The organism is Natronobeatus ordinarius, from assembly GCF_024362485.1.
Classification (GTDB): Archaea; Halobacteriota; Halobacteria; order Halobacteriales; family Natrialbaceae; genus Natronobeatus; species Natronobeatus ordinarius.
The window spans coordinates 2083410-2108316 of record NZ_CP101456.1 but is presented as its reverse complement, the minus strand read 5'-3'; the positions used below and the strand labels follow the sequence as shown (position 1 = coordinate 2108316).

Genomic DNA, 24907 nt, shown 5'->3' with positions numbered 1-24907 from the left:
GTCCGTTCTTCGGACCCGCCGTCACCGGTCGATCAACCAGTAGGCGACGGTCCCCAGGACGAACGCGAGGCCGACGTTGCCGAGCAGGCCCACGAGCCCGACGACGACGACGACGGCGAGCGCGGGGAGGCTGTCGATCGGGGCGATCGCGGCCCGACCGAGTTCGAACGCGACGAGAACGAGCAGGACGCCGAGCAGCGCGAGGGGGAACGCCGCGAGGAGCGCGCCGGTGGCGACCAGCGCGAGCGCGAGGTAGCCGACGCCGAGGATGACGTTCGCGCCGGCGGTTCGGGCGCCGAAGGCGTACTTCCCGGCGAGGCCGCCGCTGCCGTGACACATCGGCACCCCGCCGGCGGGAACCGCCGCGAGGCAGGTGACGCCCATACTTTCGGAGAGGTCGTCGGCCGACACCCGCCGGTCGTAGAGGTCCGCACAGAGCAGCGAGGTCGCGATCGCCGCGTTGCCGACCGTCATCGCGAGCTGGGCGACGGTCCCCTCGAGCGCTGCCGTCGAGAGCGACGGCGTGCCGGCCGGGAAGAGCGTCGCCGCGGGGAGCTGTGGCGACGGGACGCCCGCGACGACCACCGCCGCGCCGGCGCCGATCGCGAGCACGACGAGGGGACTCCCTCGCCGGAAGCCGACGACCGCGAGGAGCGAGACGAGCGCGAGTCCGGCGAGCGCGACGGAGACGTTCTCGAGTGAGAGGGAGACGGCCGCCTCGAGCAACAGCAGCGCGACGGCGAGCTGAATGCCGCGGACGACGGGTTCGCCGACGACGCGCTGGAGGCGACCGACCAGGCCGAGGCGACCGGCGACGACGAGGACGCCGCCGGCGAGCAGGCCGGCCGCGGCGAGTTCGGGGTAAGAGAGGACGCCGACGATCGCCAGCCCCACGAGCGCCTTCATGGGCTCGACCGAGAGCGGCATGCCGTAGTACAGCCCCCAGACGATCTGGAAGACGCCGAAGCCGACCAGGACGTGGGGAAGCGAGACGCTCGTCGTCAGCGCGAGCGCGACGAGCAGGGGGAGCACCGTAATCGAATCCCCTAGCGCACCCGTCAGTTCGGACCCGTCGAACTCGAGGTCGAATCTCGCCGCTGTTGACGACGGGGTGGCCATTAGTGGGTGAATCGGGCACTCGCACCTTTACTGTTGCCAGTAACTCTCCAGAGTTACACCAAGGTCACGAGGTGACCGAAACCAGTTACTCGAGATTTTCACAACGGGGAAGTCGGTTCAGGGAGGAGGACGCTCACGAAGTAATGGAAGGCCGTAGACAACGCGTCCGGACGATACTCGAGGCGATCGTCCACGAGATTCGGGTAGAGCGGATTACGTTCATGGCGGGAAGTATCGCGTACAACGCGTTCGTCTCACTGTTGCCGCTTTTGTTTCTGCTGTTGGCAGTGGTGTCGGCCATCGGCGACCAGCAACTGGAGTCGGGGCTCATTTCGGTGGTTCGTGCGACGGTCACCCCTGGTGCCGGAGAGGTGCTCGTCAACGAACTCAGGAGTACGTCGACCGAAGCGTCGATTTTCGGCCTGGTGGTCCTCGTGTGGGGGATGTTGCGCATCTTCCGGAGCCTGGATGCCGCGTTTTCGGACATCTACGAGACGGAAGCCAGGAACACGTTCGGGAACCAGATCGCCGACGGACTCACGGTCTTCGTCTCGATGGCGGGCGTCATCCTCGTGGCCGTCCTCGTCGAATCGCGAGTCACGTTCGGGACCACCTCGACGCTCGGCTGGCTCGCACACCGACTGGTCCTCCTCGCGTTCATCGCGCTGGCGCTCTACCCGATGTACTACCTGTTCCCCGACGAGCCGGATATGCACCCCCTCGAGGCGGCCCCGGGGGTGTTGTTCACCGCCACCGCGCTCGTCTGCTTCGAGTCGCTGTTTCAGCTCTACGTCGCATACAGCTCCGATGCGGCCCAGAACAGCGTCCTCGCCGGGATTCTCGTGTTCATGACGTGGCTCTATCTCAGCGGGCTCGTCGTGCTCGTCGGTGGCGCGATCAACGCGGTCCTCTCGAACCGGAGTGAGGACGTCAACATTCGGCCCGTCTTCGGCGGCGTCCCGCCCGTCCCAGCGCCCGCGGACGGCCTGCCGCCCCAGCATGAGGACCCCGCAGGCGCACTCGAGGCCCTCCAGCACCGGCTCCCGACCGCCAGCGACGTGACCGTCGTCGTCGACGGCGAATCGATCTCCCTCCCGGTTCCCGAACGGGTCGAAACGGACGACGACAGCTCCCGGCTTCCCTTCGTGAACGACACCGTCGGCATTTCGCTTCGGTGGCGTCGCGGCGACGGCGACGTCGACGAGTGAGCGCGTCTGCTACGACGTCGGCTCTCAACCGTCAACTGCGTCGTCGACCGTCTCGGCGATCTCCGCTCGCCCCTCCTCGGGAACGGAGACCAGCGGCGGCCGCACGGCGTCAGTCGGAATCACCTCTCGGTGGGCCAGCGCGGTTTTCGTCGCGGGTGCAAAACCGTGCTCGCCACACGCTTCGAACAGCGGCGTGAGGACGTCCGACTGCAGCCGTCGCCCTCGCTCCTCAGCCGCGTGCTCGAGCACCGCGCCGTACCGCTCCGGATACACGTTCGACAGCGCGTTCACGCCGCCGTCGGCGCCCATCCGTAGCGCCGGGACGAGCAACGAGTCGTAGCCCTGCAAGAGGAGAAACTCCGCCGGCGTCCGCTCCATCGCGGCCAGGAAGTACTCGAGGTCGCCGCTCGAATCTTTCAGGCCGACGATCTGCTCGTGCTCGGCGACGGCGGCGAGCGTCTCCGGGGCGATCTCCTGGCCCGTGCAGACGGGAATGTTGTACAGCAACAGCGGCAGCGGCGACTCGTCGGCGACCGCCTCGAAGAAGCGCTCGTTGCCGACTGGGTCGTTCGTCGTGTGGAAGTACGGCGGGACGACCACGGCGGCGTCGGCGCCGACGCGGGCCGCGTCCTCGATCGCCGACAGCGTCTCGACGACGCTCGTCGCGGCCGCCCCGGCGAGCACCGGCACCTCGCCGTCGGCGTGCTCGACGGTCAGCTTCGTGACCTGGTGCCGTTCTTCGGGCGCCAGGCTCGCGAATTCGCCGGTCGTCCCACAGGGGAACAGCCCGTCGATCCCGCCCGCAAGCAGGTGGTCGAGCAGCGACTCGAGCGCGTCCTCGTCGACGTCGCCGGTCCCGGCGTCGAACGGCGTGACGATCGGACACGTGATTCCGCGCAGTAACTCCTCGAGGCTCATATCCACTCCTCCCGGGACGGCCGCAAAAACGTATCGCCCCGATCACTCGAGCAGCCGGAACCGGATCCGTTCTTCGTCGGGGCCTCTCGTCTCCCGTCCTGTCACTTCGAATCGACCGATCTCGGCCGTGTTCTCGACGTGCGTGCCGGCACAGGCGGTCTGATCGATCGGCGCGTCGGTATCGCCGATCTCGACGATCCGGACCTCGGTAATCGAGTCGGGGAGCAGGTTGAGTCGGGTTCGATCGGGGTCGAGCCGTTTCTCCGCGACCGCCCGCTCGAGGGTGTACCACCTGACGGGGAGGTCGTCTTCGATCAGCTCGTTCAGCCGCTGCTCGATCCGCTCGAGGTCGGCGTCGGTGAACCGCTCGTAGGCGCAGTCCAGCCGTGCGCGATCGGCGTAGAGCTGGTTGCCGGTCGTTTCGGCGTCGTACTCCTCGAGGGCGACCGCCGAGAGCAGGTGCTGGGCCGTGTGGTAGCGACTGTGCGCTCGCCGGCGGTCGGCGTCGAGTTCACCAGAAATCGTCGCGCCGGGTTCCGGCGGGTCGGCGTCGCCCTCGAGATGGTGGTAGATCGTATCCCGCTTTTTCACGTCCGTTACCCGCCAGGAGTCGCCGTCAACACGGATGACGCCGGTGTCAGCTGGCTGGCCGCCACCCTGGGGGTAAAAGCACGTTCGATCGAGCACGACGCGGTCGTCGACGACGCGTTCGACGGTCGCCTCGAACTGCACGCGAGTTGTCTCCTCGAGGTAAAGGGGTTCGGTCACGGTCGAACGCACGGATCGCGACGTATAAACCGATTCCCTGTTCCCGTTCGATTCGGCCGACGACCGTCAGGATCGAACGTACGAAGGTTGTTGCCAGCTGACGATCTTGTATAATGGTACCACATGTCTTCTCAGTTCACCGTGACCGAGACGACGATCGGCGACGTTCACCGAGCGATGGAGACCGAGGAGATCACGAGCCGCGAGCTCGTCGAGACGTACCTCGAGCGGATCGACGCGCTCGATCGGGACGGGCCGGAACTGACCGCGATCGTCACCGTCAACCCGAACGCGCTCGAGCGCGCCGCGGAACTCGACGAGGCGTTCGCCGACGACGGGTTCGTCGGACCGTTGCACGGGATCCCGGTGCTCGTGAAAGATCAGGTCGAGACCGCCGGGATCACGACGACGTTCGGTTCCGAGGCGTTCACGGGGTACGTCCCCGAGGACGACGCGACAGTGGTGAGGAAGTTGAAAGCGGCGGGGGCGATCGTCCTCGCGAAGACGAACCTGCCGGACTGGGCCTCCTCGTGGTTCGCCACCTCCTCGGCGCTCGGCCGGACAAAAAACCCCTACGACCTCGAGCGCGACGCGGGCGGCTCGAGCGCCGGCACGGGGGCGGGGGTCGCGGCGAACCTCGGCACCGTGGGCATCGGCGAGGACACCGGCGGCTCGATCCGCGTCCCCGCGAGCTTCTGTAACCTCTACGGCATCCGGGTCACGACGGGGCTCGTGAGCCGGACAGGGCTCGCATCGCTCGTCGAGCGCCAGGACACGGCCGGGCCGATGGCACGCACGGTCGAGGATATGGCGCTGGTGCTCGACGCCATCGTCGGCTACGATCCGGCCGACGAGTGGACCGTCGCGACCGAACTGACGCCGGAGGGACCGTACGCCGACCACCTCGACGAGGACGGCCTCGAGGGCGCCCGCCTCGGCGTCCTGCGCGACGCATTCGGCGCCGCGGACGATTCCACTGTCGCCCCGGTGACCGAACTGGTCGAGGACGCGCTTTCCACGATGGCCGACGCGGGTGCCGAACTGGTCGATCCCATCGAGGTCTCTCGGCTCGAGGAACGGATCGAGGAGACGATGCTCTACGTCCTCCAGTCGAAACACGACATCGACGCCTTCCTGGCCGAGCGGGACGTCCCGGTCGGCTCGGTCGAGGAACTCTACGAGCGCGACGCCTACCACGAGAGCCTCGACCTGTTCGAGGCGTTCGCCGAGGGTCCGGACGACCCGGCCGACGACCCCGATTACTGGCGGCGAACCGTCGCCCAGGAGTCGTTCCGGCGGGCGCTTCTCAGGCCGTTCGCCGAGCACGACCTGGACGCGCTCGTCTTCCCGGACGTTCAGGTGCTTCCGCCGACCGAACGGGACCTCGAGGAGACGTACACGACGGCGGAGTTCCCGACGAACACGGTGATCGCCTCCCAGACGCTCTGTCCCGCCGTCTCCGTCCCCGGCGGCCTCACCGGCGACGGCGTCCCAGTCGGTGTCGAACTCCTCGGGAAGCCGTACGAGGAACACCGACTGCTCGAGCTGGCGGCCGGCTACGAGCACGCGGCCGACCCCAGGCAGCCGCCAGAGCTTCCGGCGGAGGACTGATCGACCCGCTCCTGGGCGAGATATGGACGCAGGCGTGCGTGGACGCGGGCAGGTCATCGCCCGGCGTGGTCACTCCCCGAGTTTCCGTTGCCACGCCTGGACCTGGCTCATGAGTTCGATCGGCGGAACCTCGTTCACGTCCGTCTCGGCGAGTTCCTCGAGCACCGATTCGGCGGTGGGGTCGAGCGACTCCCCGCTCTCGTCTCCGCCGACGTCCGCGCCCGAGCCGTCGTCGCTCGAGGTGTTCGCACTCGAGCCGCCGTCCGTGCTCGCCGTGCTCCGGAACTGGCCCGAGCCGAGGTCGAAGACGACCTGCTGGCTTTCGCCGCCGCCACCCTCGCCGCCGCGGACGTCGATCGCCTTCTCCTCGCGGAGCCGCTCGAGGACGTCCCGGGAACGGTCCACGACGGGTTCGGGAACGCCGGCGAGGTCGGCGACGTGGATACCGTAGGAGCGATCCGTCGGGCCGTCGCGGACGGTCCGGAGGAAGGTGACGTCACCGTCGCGCTCGTCCGCGGCGACGTGGACGTTGTGGACGCCCGGGAGCCGATCGGCCAGCCCCGTCAGCTCGTGGTAGTGCGTGGCGAAGAGCGTCTTCGCGCGGATCTCGTTGGCGAGATACTCCGTCGCCGCCCAGGCGATGGAGATTCCGTCGTAGGTCGCCGTCCCGCGGCCCACCTCGTCTAAGATGACGAGTGAGTCGTCGGTGGCTGCGTGTAAGATGTTCGAGAGTTCGCTCATCTCGACCATGAACGTCGACCGGCCCTGGGCGAGTTCGTCGAGCGCGCCCACACGGGTGAAGATGCCGTCGACGAGACCGATCCGGGCCCCCCGCGCCGGGACGAAGCTCCCGACCTGGGCGAGCAGGACGATACAGGCGACCTGTCGCATGTACGTCGACTTTCCGGACATGTTCGGTCCGGTGACTACCAAAAAGCCCCGCTCGTCGTCCAGGTGGACATCGTTCGGGACGAACTCGGTGGTCTGTTCGACGACCGGATGCCGGCCCTGCTCGACGTCGATCGCCTCGGCCTGGTGGAGTTCGGGCCTGACCCAGCCGTTCTCGGCTGCGTGTGACGCCAGGCTGGCCAGGGCGTCGACGGTCGCGAGCGTCCGGCCGACGTCCTGCAACAGTTCGGCGCGCTCGGCCACTTCCGTCCGGAGCTCCTGGAACAGTTCGTACTCGAGGTCGCCTCGCTGCTCTTCGAGCCGGAGGATCTCGCGCTCTTTCTCCTCGAGTTCGTCGGTCGTGAACCGTTTCGAGTTCTTCAGCGTCTTGATCTCCTCGTAGTGGTCCGGCACGCCGTCCGCCGCCGACTTACCGACCTGGATGTAGTAGCCGTCGGTCCGGTTCCGGTCGACGGTGACGTGGCTGAGCCCGTACTGGCGTTTTTCTCGGTCGGCGAGCGTCTCGAGCCACTGGTTGACCTCCTCGTACTGGTCGATCACCGCGTCGAGTTCTTCGTGGTAGCCACGCTCGAGGAGGCCACCCTGGGTGACGGTCGACGGCGGCTCCTCGGCGAGCGCCTCGTCGAGGGTCTCAGCGAGGGTGGCCGCAGCCTCGCGGTCGGGGCGGTCGACGATCGCGGCCAGCGGCGACTCGGCGAGCGTCGGCTCGGCGGCGATCGCCTCGCCGAGTCGCGGGAGAACCGCCAGGGAGTCTCGCACCGCCAGCAGGTCGCGGGCGTCGGCGCTGCCGTGGGTCGCCCGTGAGGCTAACCGCGCTAAGTCGTAGGCCTCGCCGAGGCGGTCGCGGAGCTCGTCGCGGGCGAGCGCCGCCGAGGCGAGGGCGGCCACACAGGCCTGGCGTTCCTCGAGGACCGCGAGCGAGCGCCGCGGCCGGCCGAGCCACTCTTTCAGGAGGCGGCCGCCGGCGGCGGTCTCGGTGTGGTCGATCGTCGAAAACAGCGTCCCCTCGCGCTCGCCGTGCATCGTCTCGGTGAGCTCTAAGTTTCGCTGGGTGGTCGCGTCGAGGGTGACGTGGTCGTCGCCGTGGTGGGCCTGGATTCGGGTCATCGAGGCGAGCACGCCTGCGCCGGTCTCCTCGACGTAGGCGAGGATGGCCCCGGCGGCGGCAATCGCGGTGTCGCCGATCGGGAGCCGATCGACCGTCTCGCGGCCGAACTGCTCGCGAACCCGGCTCGCCGCGCGCTTCGGGGCGAACGCCTCCGCGTCGTGGAGGGTGAGCGTCGCGTCGCTCCGCTCGCGAACGCGGTTCAGCAGGTCGTCGTCGTTGCGAGCATCCGGCCCAGGCAGGACCTCGACCGGATCGAAGCGATACAACTCGGTGAGCGCCGCCTCCGCGTCCTCGCCGTCGGCGACGAGGAAGCGGCCCGTCGTCACGTCAGCGAACGCGAGGCCGTAGGCGTCCTCGCCCTCGACGATCGCCGCGAGGTACTGGGCGTCCGCGTCGGTCGTCTCGAGTAAGGTTCCTGGCGTCACGACGCGAACGACCTCGCGGGCGTGGCCCGAGTCGGTCTCGTACTGGTCGGCGACGGCGACCCGGTAGCCGCGTTCGACCAGGGCCTTGAGATACGGCGTCAGGTCGTCGAGCGGAACGCCCGCCATCGGGTACGACTGCCCCTGGGAGGACTTCGAGGTTACCTTGAGGTCGAGTTCCTCCCCGACCAGTTCGGCGTCCTCGCCGAAGAACTCGTAGAAGTCACCACACTGCATCGCCAGCACGTCGGCGTCGGTCCCCGCCTTCAGCGAGAGAAACTCCCCGACGATCCCCGTCGCCTCGGTCATATGCGGTCAACTGTCCTTCCACCGCTAAAGTCCTGCGGGTTCCGCGGTGGAAGTGGTCCGCCGAGGGACGCCGTCGCCGCGAAGCTCGTCGACGCGGCCAGTATCGGTGACTCGAGCGAGCCCCTGGATACCGGAAACCTGGCTCCGTTGACATTCTATTTCCAGAGCACCGGTTCACCCTGAATATAGGGCACGTATGTATCAGTGTCAGTCGTTGGCCTCGGAAGCGATCGTACCAGGGGAATAAACCGAGTCGATCTACCCGACACCGTTATGCTGTTTGCTATCGTGTAACATTCTGCGTCTTCTCGAGTGATCTCCCGATTGCCCGAGCGGCTCGCGGAGACGGGAGGGCGTATCACGACTCGCGATCGGATCCGCTCGCGAGCGGGTATGAGAACATGGACGAAACAGACTATGCTGGCGTGACGGAGAGCCAGAAGGAGACGTGGAAAGCTGGCGATTTCAACGAGATCGCCCGCCAAAACGTCGTCATGGCTGAGACACTCTGCGAAGCGGTCGATCCACATCCCGGCCAGCGCGTGCTGGACGTCGCGTGTGGCAGTGGAACGGCGGCGTTGGTCGCGGAGCGACGATACTGTGAGGTCACGGGCATCGACTACGTTCCCGGATTGATCGAACGCGCCGAGGCGCGTGCCGAGGCCAACGGGCAAGCTATCGACTTTCACGTCGGCGATGCGCAGGATATGCCGTTCCCCGACGACAGCTTCGATGTGGTACTCTCTGTGTACGGGGTGCAGTTTGCACCCGATCAGGAACGGGCAGCACGCGAGTTGCTTCGGGTGTGTAACTCCGGAGATAAAATCGGTCTGGCGAGCCCGATGTCGGAAGGCTGGAGTGGAGACTGGTTTGCTGCGCACGCTGAATACGCGCCTCCACCGCCCGGCGTTCAGTCTCCCCTTCGTTGGGGAACAAACGAGGGACTCGAGGAGCTACTCGGCGTGGGTGTTCGGTCGCTCGAGAATAAGCGACGGACGGCCCTCCAGTACTACCGGTCGATCGACCACGCTGTGGAGGTGTTCAGTACGTACTTCGGCCCGACGATCCGAGCGCTCGAGACGATCGATCCCGCCGACCGAGAGAACCTGTTAGACGACCTCGGTACCGTCATGAGTCGATACAATCGCACGACGGATGGGACCGCAATTATCGAGAATCAGTACCTTCAGACCGTCGCGACCAAAGAGTGAATTCAGAATAGTCGCCGTCGGCCGGAGTTATCGGCCCTCATCCGTCGAAATACGGTTCGCAGCTGTGAATTCAGAACACATCACTTCCTCGACTGTATTCGGTTCGACAGGTGAGAGATCGGCCCTCTAAAGCGGTGGAGACTGCTAAGCCTCGATTCGTGGTGAAGGAGCCGGAGTGGCAAAGGCCGATACTGAACACGTCCCAGCGTGGCCCTCTAGATGGACTGAGTGCCAAACAGGCAACTTCATGGGACTGAGCCCGAATAGGTGTATTCAGCAGACCACTTTTGACAGCTAACGAGAGCACCGATGGTCACTGCGATAACCGCTTCTCCTGTGCTGACCACGTCGGGGATTGAACGTACAATTCGAGACTGTTTCAGCGGAGCCAAGTGTCTACATCGTAGCGAGTTCGGCCTCGGCGTCCTCGAGCGTCGGCCGGACCGACACGGCCCCCGTGTGGTCGACGGTGATCGTGCACTCGCCGTACTCGAAGGAGACGGTCCCGGTGAAGTCGGTCCGTTCGTGTGAGTGCGGGCTGAGCAGCGCCTCGAGCGCGTCGACGTCGACGACGTCGTGCAGCGGCGGGTCGAGGGTGGCGGCGTCGACACCCTCGTGATCGGCGATTCGCTGTGCGAGTTCGACGTCGAGTCGTCCTGACTCCATGGGGACGGATCCCACGAGGCGATATATAAATATCAGTCAGACAGACGACTGACGGATACGCGACGCCGGTCGCCCCCGTGGTATGGGGTTCGCGACAGGTTCGATCCATCGGTGGACGGTGTCACCACTATTAGGCTCGAGACCGTGTAGTACGAGAAGCCCCTCACCAATGGCTGACAGACACGACCATCGCGTGCTCGTCCCGGTCGACGTTCTCGGCGGCGAGACCGTCCCGACGACCGTCGTCCACGCGTTCGCGTCGGTCCCGGTTGTTCTCCTCGGCTACCGCGTGATCCCCGACCAGACCGCGCCGGGACAGGCCCGGGAACGGTTCGAAGCCCAGGCGCAGGCGAAACTCGAGGAGCTGCGGACGCTCTTTGCGGACGCCGGCGGCGACGTCACCACCCGACTCGTATTCACCCACAACCGATTCAAGACGTTCGAACGCGTCGCCCTCGAATCCAAGTGCGACGCCGTCTTGCTGTCGAACCCGGCGCCGTCGCTCGAGCGGATCCTCGTCGCCATCAGGGGGGACGTCAACGTCGAGTACATCGCGCGGCTGGTTGCGGCGGTGGTCGCCGACGCGGGGATCGACGTGACGCTCTTTCACGTCGCCGCGAGCGACGAGGACCGGGAACGGGGGCTGGACTGTCTCGAGGTGGCCCGATCGACGCTCGTCGAGCAGGGAGTCGGGCGCGAAGGGATCGACGTCACTGTCGTCGTGGACGACTCGCCGACCGACGCCATCCTCGAGGCGGCCGCCGACCACGACCTGCTGGTCGCCGGAGAGAGCCGACCGTCGATTCGTCGTCGGATCTTCCGCGATCGGGCCGAGCGGCTCGCCAAGCGGTCGGTCGATCCGGTACTGGTGATCCGCGGGGAGTACCTGGAGTCTGATTCGGAGGAGACGGACGTAGGCGACGAACCGTCGTGATCGCCCCTCGAGCGCGGCCCGTGGCTCAGCCCCCAGGTCCCCGGTAGGTACGCTCGAAGTAGAAGTAGACGACGTGGCCTGCCGAACAGCGTACGTGACGGGTGTGGTGGCGCTCGTCCTCGGGTTTCGTCGGATCGGGCTCTGCACTCACCTCGAGGCCGACGTACCCCCTCGGTAACGAGATCGCTACCGGTTCATCACAGGCCGGGCAGGCGACAGTCTCGATCGGCACGATGAGTTATCCGTCCGTCACGGGCATAGGACGACGGCCTAACAGGTGAGGACCCCGAACGGTCGGCGGCGCTCGGACGGTATAGTAACCGTTGAAAGTCATTGCACACCCGGTCACGACCATCGGCGGTCTGCCTCGTCGACGATGCCGAGGCAGACCGCTCGGCTGTGACCGGGTGTAACTCGTTTCAACGAATACTATAGCAGAATCTCCGTTTCCTGTCGCTCGCGGCGAGCCCCGTCAGCCCGGGAGCAGAACGCTGAGAATCGCGACGACGATTCCGGCCAGCCCCATCCGAACGGCGGCGACGTACCAGCGCTGCTGGGAGATCGAGCCCATGTAGGCGCCGACGCTGGCCAGGAGCAGGATGCCGACCGCGATCGAGCCGAGTACGGCCTGTTCGATCGAGAGGACGACCCCCTCGAGCAACAGCGGAGCCAGCGTGAGCAAGACGGCGAGGACGGGGCCGGTGCCGGAAGCGAGCGCGTGGAGGATCTGTGCGGTCCGGAGGTCGCGCGAGAGCTGTGTGTCGTCCAGACTGGTGAGCATGGCGTCCTCGAGCTCCTTGCGTGCCCGGCTGGTCTCGGCGCGTTCGATCTCCCAGACGCTCCAGATTCCGGAGGTGCCGAGCCCGACGGCAGCGCCGAGGCCGATCCCGACGATCGTCACGCCGTCTGTGACGCCGCCGAGGTAGGCACCGATCACGACACCGATGCTGGTGAGCGTCCCGTCGAAACCGTTGGCGACGAAGTAGCGCCGCGAAAGCGCCCGGACGTCCTCTTTCTCGAAGACGCGGCGGGCGTCCGCGAGTCGCGCTCGGAGCGTCACGGCCCGGAGACCCACGAATCCTCGACGATCCGTTCGCCTGCGGAGACCTCGTCGGTCGAGTGGATCGAGCCGCCGAGGTCGCCGATCTCGGCTTCGATGGTGTCGAACTCGAGGTCGGGCCCCTCGATCGCGATGCGGACCGTCTGGACGTTCTCGTCCATCTCGACGACCTTGGCAGTGGCCCCCTCTACGCCCTCGAGGTCGCCGAGCCGTCCGGTGAACGCCACGAGGTCGGGATCGTGCGGTTTCAGCACGTCGAGAACGAGTCGTCGGATCATTGGATACGGTCGGCTACGGGCGTCTCCGACAAGTGTGTGACGACGCGACCGTCATCCGGACGGGCTACTCGAGGCGGGCCTAGACGTATCCGCCAGTCCGTGGTGGCTCCCCCCATGCGCTATCTCGAGATTGCGGTTCCGGACGGTCGTCGCCGGGCCGTCCTCGATATCCTGGAGGAGGAGGGGATCGACTACGTCGTGAGCGACGAGACGAGCGGCCGGGGCTATGCCGCTGTCGTCCGCTTCCCGCTCCCGACGCGTGCCGTCGAGCCGACGCTCGATCGCCTGCACCGGGCCGGAATCGGTGACGAGGCGCGCGTGATCGTCATCGATGCCGAGACGGTGCTTTCGAACCGGTTCGAGACGTTGCTCGATCAGTACAGTCACGGCGGCACGAAGGGCGAACGGACCTCGAGGCAGGTGCTCCGGACGAAAGCCGACGAGCTCACGCCCACGTTCCCCATCTACGTCGCGATGTTGCTCATCAGCGCCATTGTCGCCACGGCCGGCCTGCTAGCGGACTCGCCGGCGGTCGTGATCGGTGCGATGGTGATCGCGCCGCTGATCGGCCCCGCGCTCGCGGCGAACGTCGGCATCGTCACCGGCGACAGGGGGTTGCAATCGACCGGCTTTCGCTACCAGGCGGTCGGCCTTGCCGTCGTCGTCGCCGCCTCGATCGGGCTGGCGACCCTCGCGCGGCTGGCCGGCCTCGAGCCCGCCGGGGTCGACATCGTCGTCGTCGCCGAGTTGCAAGAGCGGGTCTCGCCGAACGTGTTCTCCCTGGCGGTCGCACTGGGTGCCGGCGTCGCCGGCATCCTGAGCCTCACGCGGGGGTTCTCCGAGGCCATCGTCGGCGTAATGATCGCGGCCGCGCTCATCCCGCCGGCCGCAGCCGTCGGGATCACGGTCGCGTGGGGAATGTACGGTGCGGCCGTGGGTGCGGGTGCCCTCGTGGCCGTCAACGTCTTTTCGATCAACTTCGCTGCCCTCGTGACGCTGTGGGCGGCCGGCTACCGCCCGCAGGGACTGTTCGAGGTGTCGCCGACCCGCCGGCCGACCTACGCCTACGCGGCCATCTTCGGCGTCGCGCTGGTCGTCCTGGCTGCCCCACTGGTCGGCGTCACTGCCCTCGACTTCCAGGCGACGCAGCTGTCCTCGACCGCGACCGCCGAAGCCGAGGCTGCCCTCGAGGAGCCCCGGTACGACGGTCTCGAGCTCGAGTCCGTCGAGGTGACGCTCGACGACGACTATCCGCTCCGATCGATCGACCAGGTCGTCGTCACCGTCTCCGGCGACGATCCCGGGGTCGTGCCCGAACTGGCCGATCGAATCCACGACGAACTCACGGCTACCGCCGACGACCCCGTCACCGTCGAGGTCCGTTTCGTCGCCGCCGAACAGCGAGGTGGGCAGTGAGACGAACGCGCCGTCCACCGCCGAGAGAGACTGCGGCGACGACCACCACTCGAGTGTGACTGCCACGGCGACTACCGCTCAAGGGCCGATCCCGTGAGCTCACAGTCCGTACTGATCAGGCGCTCGTCGCTGTCTACTGCTCCCCGTGACCGCCTCCAGAACCACCGGTTGTTCCGTCGGCAAAACGAGTGCCCCGGAACCGTCCCTAGTGCTTTGCCAAGCCAGATCTGCAGGGTCGAATCCGTCGCCGAAGGCCGGTTCGACCCTGCAGTCGACGGTTGGCGGAGTACTAGTCGTCGTTCGCGACGGCGGTTCCGATACCGTCTATCGGACGATCCGGCGTGAACTCCTCGAGTTCCTCGGGGAGGCCAAGCTGGTAGCCGTCGCCGCCGTTTCGGACGGTCGTTCGGCCCCGGTGAACCGAGACGTCGCCGTTCAGGTGGAGGGAAACTGCCTCGAGCAACGCGTCGGCCTCGAGTGGCTGTCCACGTCGTTTGATCGCTTCGACGTCGGCGTCGTCGGGGACGTCGAACGCGCGCTGGGTGATGATCGGCCCCTGGTCGAGATCGGTGGTGACGTAGTGTGCCGTCACGCCGGCGACGCGGACGCCTCCCTCGAGCGCCTGCCGGTAGGCCTCGGCGCCGGGGAACGCGGGCAACAGCGACGGGTGGACGTTGATGATGCGATCTTCGTACCGGAAGACCACGTTCGGGCTGAGGATGCGCATGTACCGGGCGAGGACGATGAGATCGGCATCGTACTCCTCGAGGAGCGTGAGTAACTTCTCTTCGTCCTGCTGACCGCCGTCGACGCCGATGTCGTGGAACGGAACGTCGTAGTGCTCGGCCAGCGGCCGGAGGTCGTCGTAGTTTCCGATGACGACGCCGATGTCGGCGCCGAGCTCGTCGTTCGCCCAGGCCTCGAACAGGGCCTCGAGGCAGTGGCTCTCTTTCGTGACGAGGACGGCGATCTGCTGGGTTTCGCGGTCGGCGGGGAATCGGACCTGCACGTCGAGACCGAGGTCGTCGCCGAGCTCGTGGAGGTCGTCGCGGAGCTTCGCCTCGGTGCAGACCATCCCCGAAATATCGACGGCGAGATACATCCGGAAGACGCCGTCGCGGACGGCCTGATCGAGGTCCTCGACGTTGACTCCGCGCTCGAACAGGAGGCTCGTTACCCGGGCAATCAGCCCGGTGTCGTCGTCTCCGATGACCGTAATTTCGGCGAGATCGGTCGTCATCGGCACCACCTCCGCTCGAGCGGCGTTCGGAACATCACTCGCCTCTCAAGTCGTGGGTGGCTAAAAGCCCTGCTATCTTCGAAAACTACCCGACCGAATCGGGGTGTCGAACGAGTGACGCGATCAGTCGAACGCCTCAGCCGAGAGCGACGCGTCGACGCTGAACGTCGCCTCGTAGCGCTCGAATCCCGTTTGCTCGAGTCGCTCGACGGTGATCGCCTCGGCCGGGACCCCGAACTCGTCGAGTTCGTACCGGAGGTCGTCGACGTAGTCGTCTCGACAGCAGGTCGTACAGAAGGGACCGGCGAACCGGACGCGAAATCGGCGACCGGCGGTCTCGAGGAGCGTCGCACTCACCATCGGCTCGCGGTACCGGTTGTAGACGTCGATGGCCCGGGAGAGAGTGTCCTCGAGCATATGTCGACAGTACGGATCGATGGTGTCCGTATCCGCGTTCGGTCGGTGTGACGTCGGTGGCCGGCTCAGTGCTCCGCGTGAATGTGCTCGCGGAGTCCGGCGGTGTCGTCGAACGACTCATCACAGACTGCACAGGTGTCGTGGTGCAACGCGACGTGCTGGGTGACGCCGGCTGCCGACTGGAACTGCTCGTCGCAGGTGGAACAGGTGTATGCCATTGTGTTAGTAACTCAGCACCCGCTACCTTAAAAAGAGTTACTAGGAAAGGTGGTACTGGACTTCCTACATACTAGTAACGAGGGGTCGTTCACTGGTAGTCGATCGACTCCACGCCCGACTCGTCGATTCTGTATGCGACGCTCGAGCGACGCGCTCAAGGCCCACGACCCGAACACACGACTATGCGCGTTACCGTCGACGTCAAAGGCGAGGGGACCTACGAGGTCGACCTCGAGGACCGCGTTGGGAACGGCGAGGAACCGACCTACGCCGACCTGCTCACCGACGTCGAACTGAGTCCACACGAGGTAAGCGTCCTCGTCGACGGCCGTCCCGTCCCCGAGGACCAGCCAGTCGAGGTCGACCACGTCACCGTGTTGCGACTGATCAAAGGCGGCTAGCTCGCGGCCGGCTGTCACCCCGCAGCCACGGCGTCCGAGTCAGGCGTTGACGTGCCTGACCTCGTAGCCGTGGCTTCGGATCGTTCGGATGAGGGCTCGAGCCTGTCCCGCGCCGCTGGTCTCGATCTGGAAGACGAGGTAGGCCTCGCCGACGTCGAGTTCGGGCGCCGAGCGGTCGTGGCGAACCGTCTGAATGTTGGCGTTGTGTCCGGCGATGACCCCCGAAATTTCCTCTAACTTTCCGGGCTGGTCGGTGATGCGAACGCGCAGGCGCAACAGCTGTTCGCGGTCGGTCAGCGCGTGCACCAGGACCGTCTGGAGCATCGTCATGTCGAGGTTGCCGCCACAGAGCAACGGCATCACCGTCTCGCCCTCCACGTCGAGCCCGTCACTGATGACGGCGGCGACTGACGCCGCGCCGGCTCCCTCGACGACCTGCTTGGCTCGCTCGAGCAACAGCAAGATCGCCCGGGCGATCTCGCCGTCGGTGACCGTCACGACCTCGTCGACGTGCTCCTCGATGAGCGACAGCGTCAGCTCCGAGACGCCGCCGGTGGCGATGCCGTCCGCGATCGTGTTCACCGACTCGAGCGAGATCGGGTTCCCCTTCTGTAAGCTATCCGGAACGGTCGCGGCGCCGCTGGCCTGAACGCCGACGACGCGCGTCTCCGGGGAGCGTTCGGCGAACGCGGTGGCGATACCCGAGATGAGCCCACCCCCGCCGATGGGGACAACGACGGTGTCGACGTCGGGGAGGTCCTCGTGCATCTCGATCCCCAGCGTGCCCTGGCCGGCGACGATTGCGGGATCGTCGTAAGCGTGGACGAACGCGGTGCCGTCGCCGGTGAGCTCTTTCGCGTGGGCCATCGCCTCCCGGAAGTCAGTGCCGACGAGTTCGACGTCCGCCCCGTAGCCGCGGGTCGCGTCGACTTTTGCCTGGGGTGCCGTCCGCGGCATGACGATGGTCGACCCGACACCGAGGGTCGTCGCCGCGAGGGCGACGCCCTGGGCGTGGTTCCCGGCGCTCGCGGCGACGACCCGGTCGACGTCGTCGCCACACTGAGCGATCTTGTTGTACGCCCCGCGCGTTTTGAACGATCCCGTCCACTGGAGGTGCTCCATCTTGAGGTGCACCTCGCCGCCGGTGAGATCGTCGAGTGAGGTGCTTCGCTCGACCGGCGTGCGTCTGACCACCGACTCGTCGTCGAGTCGGTCGCGGGCGGCCTCGATGTCCGCGAACTCGAGGGGGACGTGATCTCGGCTCATCGGTTTTCGCGAACTGCAACGGCGTGGGCACTCTGTGTCGCGTCGAACGGCGGTCGCCCGGTGACGGTCCCGGGATCGAATCGCCCGTACTGGGAGGGGAGGTCACAGCCCGTCTCGACGGTCGTTCCGGTTCGTCCTGACGTCCAGTCAACTGTGCTCATGGTAGATGGACACTATCACGCGACTGTAAATAGCTGTCAGGGTAGCTCACTGGTCGCTGCAGCGGGAAACGCGCGACCGAACGGCCAGCGCTTTCGACGCAGGGCAGCCAGCACGAAGCGGTACGGTGGACACCCTGCTCAGGCCATCTCGTACTTGACGGTGACCGATGCACGCACCGTCACGTCGTCGGGCCGAAGCTCCGTCCCGGGCGCTTCGGCGTCGACGTCGTCCCCGGCCAGCTCTGCCGTATCGAATCGCTCGCGGACCGGGCTGACGTCGGCTCCCGAGGTGTCGACGTGCCGAGCGTCGACGATCGACGCACCAACTTCGGTGGCGACGAAGTCAGCCTCGGCACGGGCGTCCTCGAGCGCCTCCTCGAGCGCGTCGTCGCGGAGTTCGTCACGTCGGTCCTCGGAGAGGGTGAACTCGATTCGGCCGACTTCGTCGGCATCCCCGTCGTCGACCGCGGCGCGAATCACGTCGCCGACGTCGTCGACGTCGTGAACGTCGACGCTGTAGGTGTGGGTTCCGACGTAGTACCGGTACTCCTCGGCGTCCGCCTCGGTTCTGGGTTCGACGCCGTCTGCGCGCATGGCGTCGTGGTCGTACCGCTCCCGGATCCTGAACCGATCCGTCGTGAGGTCGTCCTCCTCGAGTCCGTGCTCGAGGAGGCTCGCTTCCAGCTTTGCCGCCCGCGTGGCGAGGTCGCTTCGAACGGCCGCCGCGTCGTCCCCGGTCAACTCGACGCCGAGTCGAAGCCTGGCGAGGTCTGGTTCGGCGGCCGATTCGCCCGACGCCCTCACCGTAATCGTCCGCCTCGACGCGTCGGGAGTCGCGGCCTCGCCTCCGTCCTGAGCCCGACCGAGACAGCCCGCGAGCGCCGTTGTCACGACCAGACCACTTCCCGTGAGTAGTTCTCTTCGCCTCATACACGATCGTTCACTCAGTTGGAAGATGATCGTTTGGGTAGCTGAAACGATCGTTTTAGCTACACCGCTTGGGGCTCGCTCGAGCCGTTCGACGAGTGGTCGTGCCACCGCTCACCCGCACCGAATCTATAACAGTATGAACTCCGAAATGATGCAATTATAGTCCGATAATTTACAAAAAATCGAACGTGGGCTGGAGTGGCGAGCGAACGAAACTGGATGGAGGGGTCGGTTGACCACTGGTGAGCGAACGAGTTACCTCGAAGGACGAGCGTGAGCCGCGGAGTGACCGGATCTAACTTAAAGGTCAACACTATTTATCATGAATACTGATGGGGAACCTCGTTGTGTCATAATACACCATGGGTGTTGGTAGCAATCTTCGGAAGATGGGTGCGTTTCTCGAGGCGTGTGAGGGTGAAGGTGGCACCGTACACGCGGTCGAGGTCACCGAAGGTGTCGATTCGGAACCCGGGCTCACTGCCGACGTCGAGCTGACCATCTCGATGAAACCAGCAGCCAACGGAGTGGACGGCGTCGCACCCGCAACCGTCGAACTCGACAGCGACGGCCGCCTCCAGCTCGTCCTCGAGTCGGCGGTTCCCGTCGTCCCGGCGTCCGACCACGGGCTGGAACTGGAGCCGGCCGAGGCGACGATCACCGGTGACGGGACGATTACAGTCGCACTCGACGCGTCCGTCCCGAACGGGAGTCAGCCGACCGCGGCCGAGGAGTCCACAGCGCGTGCCCGATCCTCGAGTCAGCGCTCGGCTTCCAGCAGTGCTGACGACGGACCGGCCGGCACTCGCAGGCGAAACCGGCCGCCGTTCAGGGATCCAGAACTGCTCGCGTCGGTGTACGACTCCTGTGAGACGTTCGCCGAGATGGCCGAGGTGATCGAGATGGACGTCACCGCCGAAACCGTTCGGCGGTACATGATCGACCACGGGATCCACGAGCCGAACTCGTACGATACCGACTCGGGTGAAGACGACAAATCGGAGGACGACGTCGAACCCGAACCCGATTCCGAAACGGTGACGAACGCTGCGGAGCGTCCGGAGACGCGTTCGGAATCGGAGCGAGAAGCCGACCAGCCGCCGGTCGTACTCACCGACGGAATCGGACTTCCCGACGGGGTGAGTCTCGACGTCCTCGTCGAGTCAGTCTCGCGATCGAACACGATCTACGAAGTCGGACAGGACGTCGGGCTCGACCGCGAGGAGACGCTCGAGCTGTTGCGACGGCTGAACCTGGTCGATCTCGTGGTCGGCCGACTCGCCAGGGAACACGAGCGAGACATCGGTCGCGAGGAAATCGTCGCGCGACTCCGCCAGGTCTCCGCGACGCAGCCAGCGCCGTGACCGATTGTGCAATGACGTTCAACGGGTACGAGAGTAGCCGTGACCGTTCGAGCGGGTTCGTCGACAGGTCGTCTGCACGTGAGATCGCCCTCTCCATCAATCTCAAATACTGTATCTAATTTTGTTACTTATGTCGTGAATCGCGGTCTCCGAGTACGACGCGGGAACGACTGCCGAACCCGACCTCGCAACCGACGTCTCCACGACGGCCACCCCCTCGAGCATGGGAATGCTGAGACAGCGCGTTTGTGACGACGACACGTGACAATATGTGTCGATAACGAACAACAATGATTCATTCGAGAGGCACGTCGAAATGGTTAATTTGATCGGGCCGAGCTATCCGGTATGAGCCAGGATCATACCGCCGATCGAACCGCCTCCAACGACGCACAAGCGCCGGACTTCTATCTCCCGGGAACGCCCTCACCGACTGCCGTCGATCGCGTCTGGGGAATGATCACGTGGCTGTTGCGTCCCCGCGGACGCGTTCGGGTCGAGCAGCCCCGCGAGTTCGAAAAGCGCTGACTCGAGCGAACGTCGTAGCTGAATCTTCACCACAGCAGTTCCGAATCGCCCGCAACGGAACGCTATGGCTCGTCTCCAGCCCGTCGCTCGGAAGCGCGAACGACGTTTTGGGCCAGCATCGCGAGCGTTACCGGACCGACGCCGCCGGGAACGGGCGTGATCGCACTCGCCTTCTCCCGTGCACTCTCGAACGCGACGTCGCCGACCACCCTCGAGGCTGTTCTACCCGTCGATTCCGTGGGGACTCGAGCGCTCGAGTGGTCCCCGGTCGACGCGCTCGACGGGCGACGGTTCACGCTCACGTCGACGACCACGACGCCCGGCGAGAGCATCGAGCCATCGACGAGTTCGGGGACGCCGGCGGCGGTCACGAGGACGTCCGCGCGGCGGGTGACCGACGCGAGATTCGCCGTGTGTGAGTGACAGACCGTAACGGTGGCGTTTCCGCACGGATCGTCCCGGAGCAGGTAATTCGCCAGCGGCTTCCCGATCGGCTCGGACCGACCCACGATCACGACGTCGGCCCCCGCGACCGCCACGTCGTGCCACTCGAGGAGCCGACACACGGCCGCGGGCGTGGCCGGTACGAACCGGGGATCGTCTGCGACCAGCCGGCCGAGATTCTCGGGGTGAAAACAGTCGACGTCTTTCGCGGGATCGATCCGCGTCCGGACCGCGGACAGCGGCACGTGATCGGGGAGTGGGGCCTGGACGAAGACGGCGTCGACTCCGGGATCGTTACACACGTCCTCGATCACACGGGAGAGGCGCGCTGCCGGATGGTCGGGCTCGAGGCGGACGTCTCGAGTGTCGATGCCGACGTCGGCGCACGTCTCGTGTTTCAGCGCCACGAACCGCTCGTCGGCCGGCTCGTCGCTCATCAGCACCGTCGCGAGCGTCGGGGTCACACCCCGTTCGGCGAGGTCAGCGACTCGCTCGTCGACCGACTCGAGGACGGCGGTTGCGATCGGCGCGCCACGGAGCAGTTCAGTCGACACGTATCGACTTCGTGGGGCCTGCGCTTGTAGCATTCGCCGGATAGTCGGAAGTCGCCACTCGAGGTCGAACCTCTTTGTGTATCGAATTCGAATGAACGGGGAGAGATGGGCTACGAATACACCGGCGACACGCACGAGGCGCTCGGTGAATCTTACGCGGCGGACGCCGACCCCTTCCCGACGCGGTCGTCGATGAACTTTCCGCAGTGGGATCATCGGCGAGCCGAGATGGGGCTGCTCAGACGCCTGTTCTTCCCCAGGTGCTGGAACGCCGACGAGCTGCTCGAGGACAGGTCAGCGATCCGAGACACGCTGTCGGATCTCGGGACGATTTACTGTCGGGGAATCCGACCGTACACGGGGAGCGATCCGTCCGACACGGTCGACGACGTGCTCGATCGGCTGCCGGAACTTCGGGAAACGCTGAAGCGAGACGTCGAGGCCGCGTACAAGGGCGACCCCGCCGCGAAGTCTTACGTGGAAGTAATCCGTTCGTATCCCGGCCTGTTAGCCGTCACGATGCAGCGGGTCGCACACGAGCTGTACGAGGCGAGCGAGCCGGAGTACGCACGGGAGCTCACCGAGTACGCGAAGACAGTGACGGGGATCGACATCCATCCGGGGGCGGAGATCGGGGAGTACTTCTTCATCGATCACGGCACCGGCGTCGTCATCGGGGAGACGGCGACGATCGGGGACTGGGTTCGACTCTACCAGGACGTGACGCTGGGCGCCCTGCACTTCGAAGAGGAAGAGGACGAGGCGAAGACGCTCAAGAAGGGGTACAAGCGCCACCCGGACATCGGGAACAACGTCGTGATCGGCGCCGGCACGAAAGTCCTCGGGCCGGTCACCGTCGGGGACCACGTCAGCATCGGTGCGAACTCCTGGGTGACGGAGGACGTGCCGGCGCACACGAGCGTGTTCGTCTCCGAACACCCCAAACAGGAGCGAAAGCGCAGCGAATGAGGGACCGCCCCCGCCGCCCGCCCGCGGCTTCCATCCTCGTCACCGATACCGACCCAGCGTCTCCGATCGCCACGACTCGAGATCCGGCACCTGGTTGAACGCGTAGATGTGGACTCCACGGACGTCGTAGTACGGGTCGGTGGCGTACGGCGCGAGCCCCTCGATGAGCGGTTCAGGAACGTACGTTCCCCGGGAGCCGACGAGGTGTCGGACGAAGCCGAGGAGGCCGCTCGTCTTCTGGAGGAAGCGAACCGAATCGCCAACGCCCACCTTCTTCGAGATGGTCAGCAGTCGCTGGTACTTCATGACGCCCGGAACGCCAACCTCGACGGGCAGGTCGACGCTGCGCTCGCGAATCTCGGCGATCCACTCGAGGATGGTGTCGGGATCGTAACACAGCTGCGTCACGACGTACGTAGCGTAGGGTTCTTTCTTCGCCATCGACTCGGCGAGAACCTGGTCGTCGAGGAACGAGTGACCCTCGGGATAGCCGGTGATTCCGACCTCCTCGAACGCGTAGTCCAGCTCCTCGAGCGTCGACAGGAACTCGTACGCCGAGGTGAACTCACCGACGGGTTCCTCGCGGTCGCCGCCCGGGACGAAAATGTCGGTGACACCAGCGTCGGTGAGTCGCCCGGCGAGCTCCTCGAGGTGCGCCTCGTCGCGAACGTAGCGCGCCGCGACGTGGGGGACGACCTCGTAGCCGCGCTCGCTCGCGCGCTCGGTCCACTCGATCGTCGCCTCGAGGCCGAGCGTCGGCGAGGTGGTGATGGCGACCTCGGCGCCGTCGGGCAGGTACTCGAGTTGCTCGTCCATGCTCTCGAACGGCATCAGTTCGAAGCGTGGCTCCTCGAGGAGGGAAACGACGCCTTCGGCCGTCGGGATCGACTGTATTTCTGAGGCCATGGTCGTGCGCTCGTCGCGTCACGCGCCGGGGCCGCATCGTCGCGGCGGCCGCACGCGTTCCGGGTGCCTGTTGGGACTCGAGCCCCTCGTACCTGACGGTCGTCGACGCCCGTTCTCGCTCCGGCTCACTCCGACGCGTCCTCCTTGGCGTGGAGTTTCGCCTGCTCGCGGGCGCTCGGGTTGACCGAGGGCTTGAACGGCACCTCCGAGACTTTGGCGTACACCGGCTCGCCGGGCTCTTCTGCGTACTCGTCGGGCAGGTGGACCTGGTACTCCGTCTCGATGTCGCCGTCGTAGACCGCCATCGGGTCGCCGTCGAGCGTCTCGGCCGGGACGAAGCCGAGCGCGAGGTTCGTCTCGAGTTCGGGGTTGTGCCACGGCGACGTGACGTAGCCACAGGGCTCGTCGCTGTCGGGTTCGGAGATGAGCCAGAAATCGGGCGCGTAGTCCCTGATCGGTTCGCCGGCCAGCTTGAGACCGACCAGCTTGTGGACGAAGGGGTACTCGCCCTCGTCGATCAGCTCCTGCTGGCGCTCGAGTTCCTCCTTGCCGATGTACTCTGCGTCTTTGTCGTCGGGCACCTGATAGCCGAGGTTGACCTGGAACGGCGACGTCTCGTGGTCCATGTCCTGGCCCCACGAGAGGATGCCCGCGGCGATCCGGCGGTGGTGGGCGGGGGCGACCTGCATGCCGCCGTGGTCGCGGACGGACTCGAGGACCGGATCCCAGATGCGTTCGGCGTTCTTCGACGCATCCTTCACGTAGATCTCGAAGCCTTTCTCGCCGGAGAAGCCGGTCTGGCTCACCAGTACGGGGACGCCGTCGACTTCCGCTTCCATCAGCCCGTAGTAGGGGATCTCTTCGACCTCGTCGCCGACGATCTCGACCATCACGTCGACCGACTTCGGGCCCTGGATCTGCATCGGCGCGACGTCGATCTCGTCGATCTCGACGTCGAAGTCCATCCCGACGTTCACGCCCTGGAGCCACTGCATCAGCGTCGAGTCCGAGATCGAGAACCAGAACTCGTCCTCGCCCGGGCGCAACAAGACGGGATCGTTGAGGATGCCGCCGTCCTCGTTACAGAGGATGACGTACTTGCCGCGCATCGGCTCGATCTCGGTCGCATCGCGGGTGATGACGTAGTTCGTGAGCGCCTCGGCGTCGGGCCCTTTCACGCGAATCTGGCGTTCGACCGCGACGTCCCACAGCGTCACGTGGTTGACGAGCGCGTCGTACTCGGCCATCATCCCACCCTCCTCGGGCTCGAGCATCCCCCGCGGGTGGTAGATCCGGTTGTACACCGTCGCCCGCCAGGCGCCGTTCTCCACGAACGACTTGTGGAAGAACGGCGACTTGCGAACGCGCGTCGAAACGAGCATCTCGATACCTGGATCGCCGGACTGACGCAGGTTTCGCGGCAGTACCCGGTCGGACTGGTCGACGCTCGGGTAGTTCGGATGATCCTGACTCTCCGTCTGTGGCGGTTCGTTGCCGGACATTACTACCTACATATCCGGCAATACTCATAAAAGTGTGAGCTAGCCGGCGGTTCAATCCGCGAGAGAGTT

26 protein-coding genes are annotated in these 24907 nt (G+C 66.0%); 9 read left to right on the top strand and 17 right to left on the bottom strand.

All coding sequences use genetic code 11. From position 1 onward, the window contains the following. Positions 1 to 21 precede the first annotated feature (21 nt). The gene (locus NMQ09_RS10855) at positions 22 to 1119 is read right to left on the bottom strand and encodes a putative sulfate/molybdate transporter (RefSeq protein WP_255190600.1); all 1098 of its coding nucleotides are present in this window, start codon (positions 1117 to 1119) and stop codon (positions 22 to 24) included. A 143-nt stretch (positions 1120 to 1262) separates the two neighbouring features. On the opposite strand from NMQ09_RS10855, the gene NMQ09_RS10850 reads away from it, so the two are divergent. Continuing rightward, positions 1263 to 2327: a YhjD/YihY/BrkB family envelope integrity protein gene (locus NMQ09_RS10850; RefSeq protein WP_255190599.1), complete on the top strand. Its 1065-nt coding sequence runs from the start codon at positions 1263 to 1265 to the stop codon at positions 2325 to 2327. Positions 2328 to 2351: 24 nt separating this feature from the next. Here the strand turns inward: NMQ09_RS10850 and NMQ09_RS10845 are convergent, their stop codons facing one another. Then, positions 2352 to 3245 carry a dihydrodipicolinate synthase family protein gene (locus NMQ09_RS10845; RefSeq protein WP_255190598.1) on the bottom strand — a complete coding sequence of 298 codons (894 nt, stop codon included), beginning with the start codon at positions 3243 to 3245 and terminating at the stop codon, positions 2352 to 2354. A 42-nt stretch (positions 3246 to 3287) separates the two neighbouring features. Continuing rightward, on the bottom strand, positions 3288 to 4013 hold the full coding sequence (locus NMQ09_RS10840; protein WP_255190597.1) for an alanyl-tRNA editing protein: 726 nt from the start codon (positions 4011 to 4013) through the stop codon (positions 3288 to 3290). Positions 4014 to 4136: 123 nt separating this feature from the next. On the opposite strand from NMQ09_RS10840, the gene NMQ09_RS10835 reads away from it, so the two are divergent. Then, positions 4137 to 5624 carry an amidase gene (locus NMQ09_RS10835; RefSeq protein WP_255190596.1) on the top strand — a complete coding sequence of 496 codons (1488 nt, stop codon included), beginning with the start codon at positions 4137 to 4139 and terminating at the stop codon, positions 5622 to 5624. 69 nt (positions 5625 to 5693) lie between these two features. On the opposite strand, the gene mutS is transcribed toward NMQ09_RS10835, so the two are convergent. Next, the gene (gene mutS / locus NMQ09_RS10830) at positions 5694 to 8372 is read right to left on the bottom strand and encodes a DNA mismatch repair protein MutS (RefSeq protein WP_255190595.1); all 2679 of its coding nucleotides are present in this window, start codon (positions 8370 to 8372) and stop codon (positions 5694 to 5696) included. A gap of 401 nt (positions 8373 to 8773) precedes the next feature. On the opposite strand from mutS, the gene NMQ09_RS10825 reads away from it, so the two are divergent. Then, positions 8774 to 9583: a class I SAM-dependent methyltransferase gene (locus NMQ09_RS10825; RefSeq protein ID WP_255190594.1), complete on the top strand. Its 810-nt coding sequence runs from the start codon at positions 8774 to 8776 to the stop codon at positions 9581 to 9583. Positions 9584 to 9979: 396 nt separating this feature from the next. Here the strand turns inward: NMQ09_RS10825 and NMQ09_RS10820 are convergent, their stop codons facing one another. Next, complete coding sequence (locus NMQ09_RS10820) at positions 9980 to 10249, bottom strand: HalOD1 output domain-containing protein (protein ID WP_255190593.1); 270 nt, start codon at positions 10247 to 10249, stop codon at positions 9980 to 9982. Positions 10250 to 10418: 169 nt separating this feature from the next. On the opposite strand from NMQ09_RS10820, the gene NMQ09_RS10815 reads away from it, so the two are divergent. Further along, entirely contained in the window at positions 10419 to 11183 is a 765-nt protein-coding gene (locus tag NMQ09_RS10815) for a universal stress protein (protein ID WP_255190592.1), read from the top strand. A gap of 25 nt (positions 11184 to 11208) precedes the next feature. On the opposite strand, the gene NMQ09_RS10810 is transcribed toward NMQ09_RS10815, so the two are convergent. The 3 genes from NMQ09_RS10810 to NMQ09_RS10800 form a co-directional block, all read right to left on the bottom strand. Continuing rightward, entirely contained in the window at positions 11209 to 11415 is a 207-nt protein-coding gene (locus tag NMQ09_RS10810) for a hypothetical protein (protein ID WP_255190591.1), read from the bottom strand. Between the two features lie 240 nt (positions 11416 to 11655). Then, positions 11656 to 12258, bottom strand: coding sequence for a VIT1/CCC1 transporter family protein (locus NMQ09_RS10805; RefSeq protein ID WP_425607234.1), 603 nt, complete (start codon positions 12256 to 12258; stop codon positions 11656 to 11658). Then, positions 12240 to 12521 (bottom strand): DUF211 domain-containing protein, encoded by a 282-nt coding sequence (locus NMQ09_RS10800; RefSeq protein WP_255190590.1) that lies wholly within the window; start codon positions 12519 to 12521, stop codon positions 12240 to 12242. Before NMQ09_RS10800 ends, NMQ09_RS10805 begins: the two co-directional genes overlap by 19 nt. Before the next feature lie 114 nt (positions 12522 to 12635). Between NMQ09_RS10800 and NMQ09_RS10795 the strand changes: the two genes are divergently transcribed. After that, positions 12636 to 13937, top strand: coding sequence for a TIGR00341 family protein (locus tag NMQ09_RS10795; RefSeq protein WP_255190589.1), 1302 nt, complete (start codon positions 12636 to 12638; stop codon positions 13935 to 13937). 289 nt (positions 13938 to 14226) lie between these two features. Here NMQ09_RS10795 and NMQ09_RS10790 read toward each other — a convergent pair whose 3' ends face one another. The 3 genes from NMQ09_RS10790 to NMQ09_RS10780 all read right to left on the bottom strand — a co-directional run bounded on the left by NMQ09_RS10790 (position 14227) and on the right by NMQ09_RS10780 (position 15812). Beyond that, on the bottom strand, positions 14227 to 15177 hold the full coding sequence (locus NMQ09_RS10790) for a formyltetrahydrofolate deformylase (protein WP_255190588.1): 951 nt from the start codon (positions 15175 to 15177) through the stop codon (positions 14227 to 14229). 123 nt (positions 15178 to 15300) lie between these two features. Continuing rightward, on the bottom strand, positions 15301 to 15594 hold the full coding sequence (locus NMQ09_RS10785) for a hypothetical protein (protein ID WP_255190587.1): 294 nt from the start codon (positions 15592 to 15594) through the stop codon (positions 15301 to 15303). 65 nt (positions 15595 to 15659) lie between these two features. Beyond that, positions 15660 to 15812 carry a C2H2-type zinc finger protein gene (locus tag NMQ09_RS10780; RefSeq protein ID WP_255190586.1) on the bottom strand — a complete coding sequence of 51 codons (153 nt, stop codon included), beginning with the start codon at positions 15810 to 15812 and terminating at the stop codon, positions 15660 to 15662. 183 nt (positions 15813 to 15995) lie between these two features. Here NMQ09_RS10780 and samp2 point away from each other — a divergent pair, with 183 nt between their 5' ends. Continuing rightward, a complete protein-coding gene (samp2, locus tag NMQ09_RS10775; protein WP_255190585.1) occupies positions 15996 to 16214 on the top strand; it encodes a ubiquitin-like small modifier protein SAMP2 in 219 nt (72 codons plus the stop codon). Positions 16215 to 16253: 39 nt separating this feature from the next. Here samp2 and ilvA read toward each other — a convergent pair whose 3' ends face one another. From ilvA to NMQ09_RS10760, 3 genes are all read right to left on the bottom strand, one after another. Continuing rightward, positions 16254 to 17480 (bottom strand): threonine ammonia-lyase, encoded by a 1227-nt coding sequence (gene ilvA / locus NMQ09_RS10770; RefSeq protein WP_255190584.1) that lies wholly within the window; start codon positions 17478 to 17480, stop codon positions 16254 to 16256. After that, on the bottom strand, positions 17477 to 17641 hold the full coding sequence (locus NMQ09_RS10765; RefSeq protein WP_255190583.1) for a hypothetical protein: 165 nt from the start codon (positions 17639 to 17641) through the stop codon (positions 17477 to 17479). The genes ilvA and NMQ09_RS10765 overlap by 4 nt, the downstream gene beginning before the upstream one ends. 138 nt (positions 17642 to 17779) lie before the next feature. Continuing rightward, positions 17780 to 18571: an SIMPL domain-containing protein gene (locus NMQ09_RS10760; RefSeq protein ID WP_255190582.1), complete on the bottom strand. Its 792-nt coding sequence runs from the start codon at positions 18569 to 18571 to the stop codon at positions 17780 to 17782. Between the two features lie 362 nt (positions 18572 to 18933). On the opposite strand from NMQ09_RS10760, the gene NMQ09_RS10755 reads away from it, so the two are divergent. After that, on the top strand, positions 18934 to 19935 hold the full coding sequence (locus NMQ09_RS10755) for a DUF8073 domain-containing protein (RefSeq protein ID WP_255190581.1): 1002 nt from the start codon (positions 18934 to 18936) through the stop codon (positions 19933 to 19935). 348 nt (positions 19936 to 20283) lie between these two features. Next, the gene (locus tag NMQ09_RS10750; protein WP_255190580.1) at positions 20284 to 20463 is read left to right on the top strand and encodes a hypothetical protein; all 180 of its coding nucleotides are present in this window, start codon (positions 20284 to 20286) and stop codon (positions 20461 to 20463) included. Positions 20464 to 20525: 62 nt separating this feature from the next. On the opposite strand, the gene NMQ09_RS10745 is transcribed toward NMQ09_RS10750, so the two are convergent. Next, positions 20526 to 21494, bottom strand: a complete 969-nt coding sequence (locus NMQ09_RS10745; protein WP_425607233.1) for a bifunctional 5,10-methylenetetrahydrofolate dehydrogenase/5,10-methenyltetrahydrofolate cyclohydrolase — start codon at positions 21492 to 21494, stop codon at positions 20526 to 20528. Positions 21495 to 21566: 72 nt separating this feature from the next. Between NMQ09_RS10745 and epsC the strand changes: the two genes are divergently transcribed. After that, positions 21567 to 22430, top strand: a complete 864-nt coding sequence (gene epsC, locus NMQ09_RS10740) for a serine O-acetyltransferase EpsC (RefSeq protein ID WP_255190578.1) — start codon at positions 21567 to 21569, stop codon at positions 22428 to 22430. A 39-nt stretch (positions 22431 to 22469) separates the two neighbouring features. Here the strand turns inward: epsC and NMQ09_RS10735 are convergent, their stop codons facing one another. Together NMQ09_RS10735 and NMQ09_RS10730 are read right to left on the bottom strand one after the other, a co-directional pair. Beyond that, positions 22470 to 23336, bottom strand: a complete 867-nt coding sequence (locus NMQ09_RS10735) for a methylenetetrahydrofolate reductase (RefSeq protein ID WP_255190577.1) — start codon at positions 23334 to 23336, stop codon at positions 22470 to 22472. A 125-nt stretch (positions 23337 to 23461) separates the two neighbouring features. Continuing rightward, positions 23462 to 24838 (bottom strand): aminomethyltransferase family protein, encoded by a 1377-nt coding sequence (locus NMQ09_RS10730; RefSeq protein WP_255190576.1) that lies wholly within the window; start codon positions 24836 to 24838, stop codon positions 23462 to 23464. Between the last annotated feature and the right edge of the window lie 69 nt (positions 24839 to 24907).

What these genes read in the sequence shown, in the direction of transcription:
- NMQ09_RS10815 (WP_255190592.1), top strand. Translation starts at nt 10,419, where the DNA reads ATGGCTGACAGACACGACCATCGCGTGCTCGTCCCGGTCGACGTTCTC.
- NMQ09_RS10765 (WP_255190583.1), bottom strand. Translation starts at nt 17,641, where the DNA reads ATGAGCACAGTTGACTGGACGTCAGGACGAACCGGAACGACCGTCGAG.
- NMQ09_RS10760 (WP_255190582.1), bottom strand. Translation starts at nt 18,571, where the DNA reads ATGAGGCGAAGAGAACTACTCACGGGAAGTGGTCTGGTCGTGACAACG.
- NMQ09_RS10730 (WP_255190576.1), bottom strand. Translation starts at nt 24,838, where the DNA reads ATGTCCGGCAACGAACCGCCACAGACGGAGAGTCAGGATCATCCGAAC.
- NMQ09_RS10800 (WP_255190590.1), bottom strand. Translation starts at nt 12,521, where the DNA reads ATGATCCGACGACTCGTTCTCGACGTGCTGAAACCGCACGATCCCGAC.
- NMQ09_RS10750 (WP_255190580.1), top strand. Translation starts at nt 20,284, where the DNA reads ATGAGCCAGGATCATACCGCCGATCGAACCGCCTCCAACGACGCACAA.
- NMQ09_RS10850 (WP_255190599.1), top strand. Translation starts at nt 1,263, where the DNA reads ATGGAAGGCCGTAGACAACGCGTCCGGACGATACTCGAGGCGATCGTC.
- NMQ09_RS10825 (WP_255190594.1), top strand. Translation starts at nt 8,774, where the DNA reads ATGGACGAAACAGACTATGCTGGCGTGACGGAGAGCCAGAAGGAGACG.
- NMQ09_RS10785 (WP_255190587.1), bottom strand. Translation starts at nt 15,594, where the DNA reads ATGCTCGAGGACACTCTCTCCCGGGCCATCGACGTCTACAACCGGTAC.
- NMQ09_RS10790 (WP_255190588.1), bottom strand. Translation starts at nt 15,177, where the DNA reads ATGACGACCGATCTCGCCGAAATTACGGTCATCGGAGACGACGACACC.
- NMQ09_RS10745 (WP_425607233.1), bottom strand. Translation starts at nt 21,494, where the DNA reads ATGCTACAAGCGCAGGCCCCACGAAGTCGATACGTGTCGACTGAACTG.
- NMQ09_RS10845 (WP_255190598.1), bottom strand. Translation starts at nt 3,245, where the DNA reads ATGAGCCTCGAGGAGTTACTGCGCGGAATCACGTGTCCGATCGTCACG.
- NMQ09_RS10820 (WP_255190593.1), bottom strand. Translation starts at nt 10,249, where the DNA reads ATGGAGTCAGGACGACTCGACGTCGAACTCGCACAGCGAATCGCCGAT.
- NMQ09_RS10755 (WP_255190581.1), top strand. Translation starts at nt 18,934, where the DNA reads ATGGGTGTTGGTAGCAATCTTCGGAAGATGGGTGCGTTTCTCGAGGCG.
- NMQ09_RS10795 (WP_255190589.1), top strand. Translation starts at nt 12,636, where the DNA reads ATGCGCTATCTCGAGATTGCGGTTCCGGACGGTCGTCGCCGGGCCGTC.
- NMQ09_RS10735 (WP_255190577.1), bottom strand. Translation starts at nt 23,336, where the DNA reads ATGGCCTCAGAAATACAGTCGATCCCGACGGCCGAAGGCGTCGTTTCC.
- ilvA (WP_255190584.1), bottom strand. Translation starts at nt 17,480, where the DNA reads ATGAGCCGAGATCACGTCCCCCTCGAGTTCGCGGACATCGAGGCCGCC.
- samp2 (WP_255190585.1), top strand. Translation starts at nt 15,996, where the DNA reads ATGCGCGTTACCGTCGACGTCAAAGGCGAGGGGACCTACGAGGTCGAC.
- NMQ09_RS10780 (WP_255190586.1), bottom strand. Translation starts at nt 15,812, where the DNA reads ATGGCATACACCTGTTCCACCTGCGACGAGCAGTTCCAGTCGGCAGCC.
- mutS (WP_255190595.1), bottom strand. Translation starts at nt 8,372, where the DNA reads ATGACCGAGGCGACGGGGATCGTCGGGGAGTTTCTCTCGCTGAAGGCG.
- NMQ09_RS10835 (WP_255190596.1), top strand. Translation starts at nt 4,137, where the DNA reads ATGTCTTCTCAGTTCACCGTGACCGAGACGACGATCGGCGACGTTCAC.
- epsC (WP_255190578.1), top strand. Translation starts at nt 21,567, where the DNA reads ATGGGCTACGAATACACCGGCGACACGCACGAGGCGCTCGGTGAATCT.
- NMQ09_RS10855 (WP_255190600.1), bottom strand. Translation starts at nt 1,119, where the DNA reads ATGGCCACCCCGTCGTCAACAGCGGCGAGATTCGACCTCGAGTTCGAC.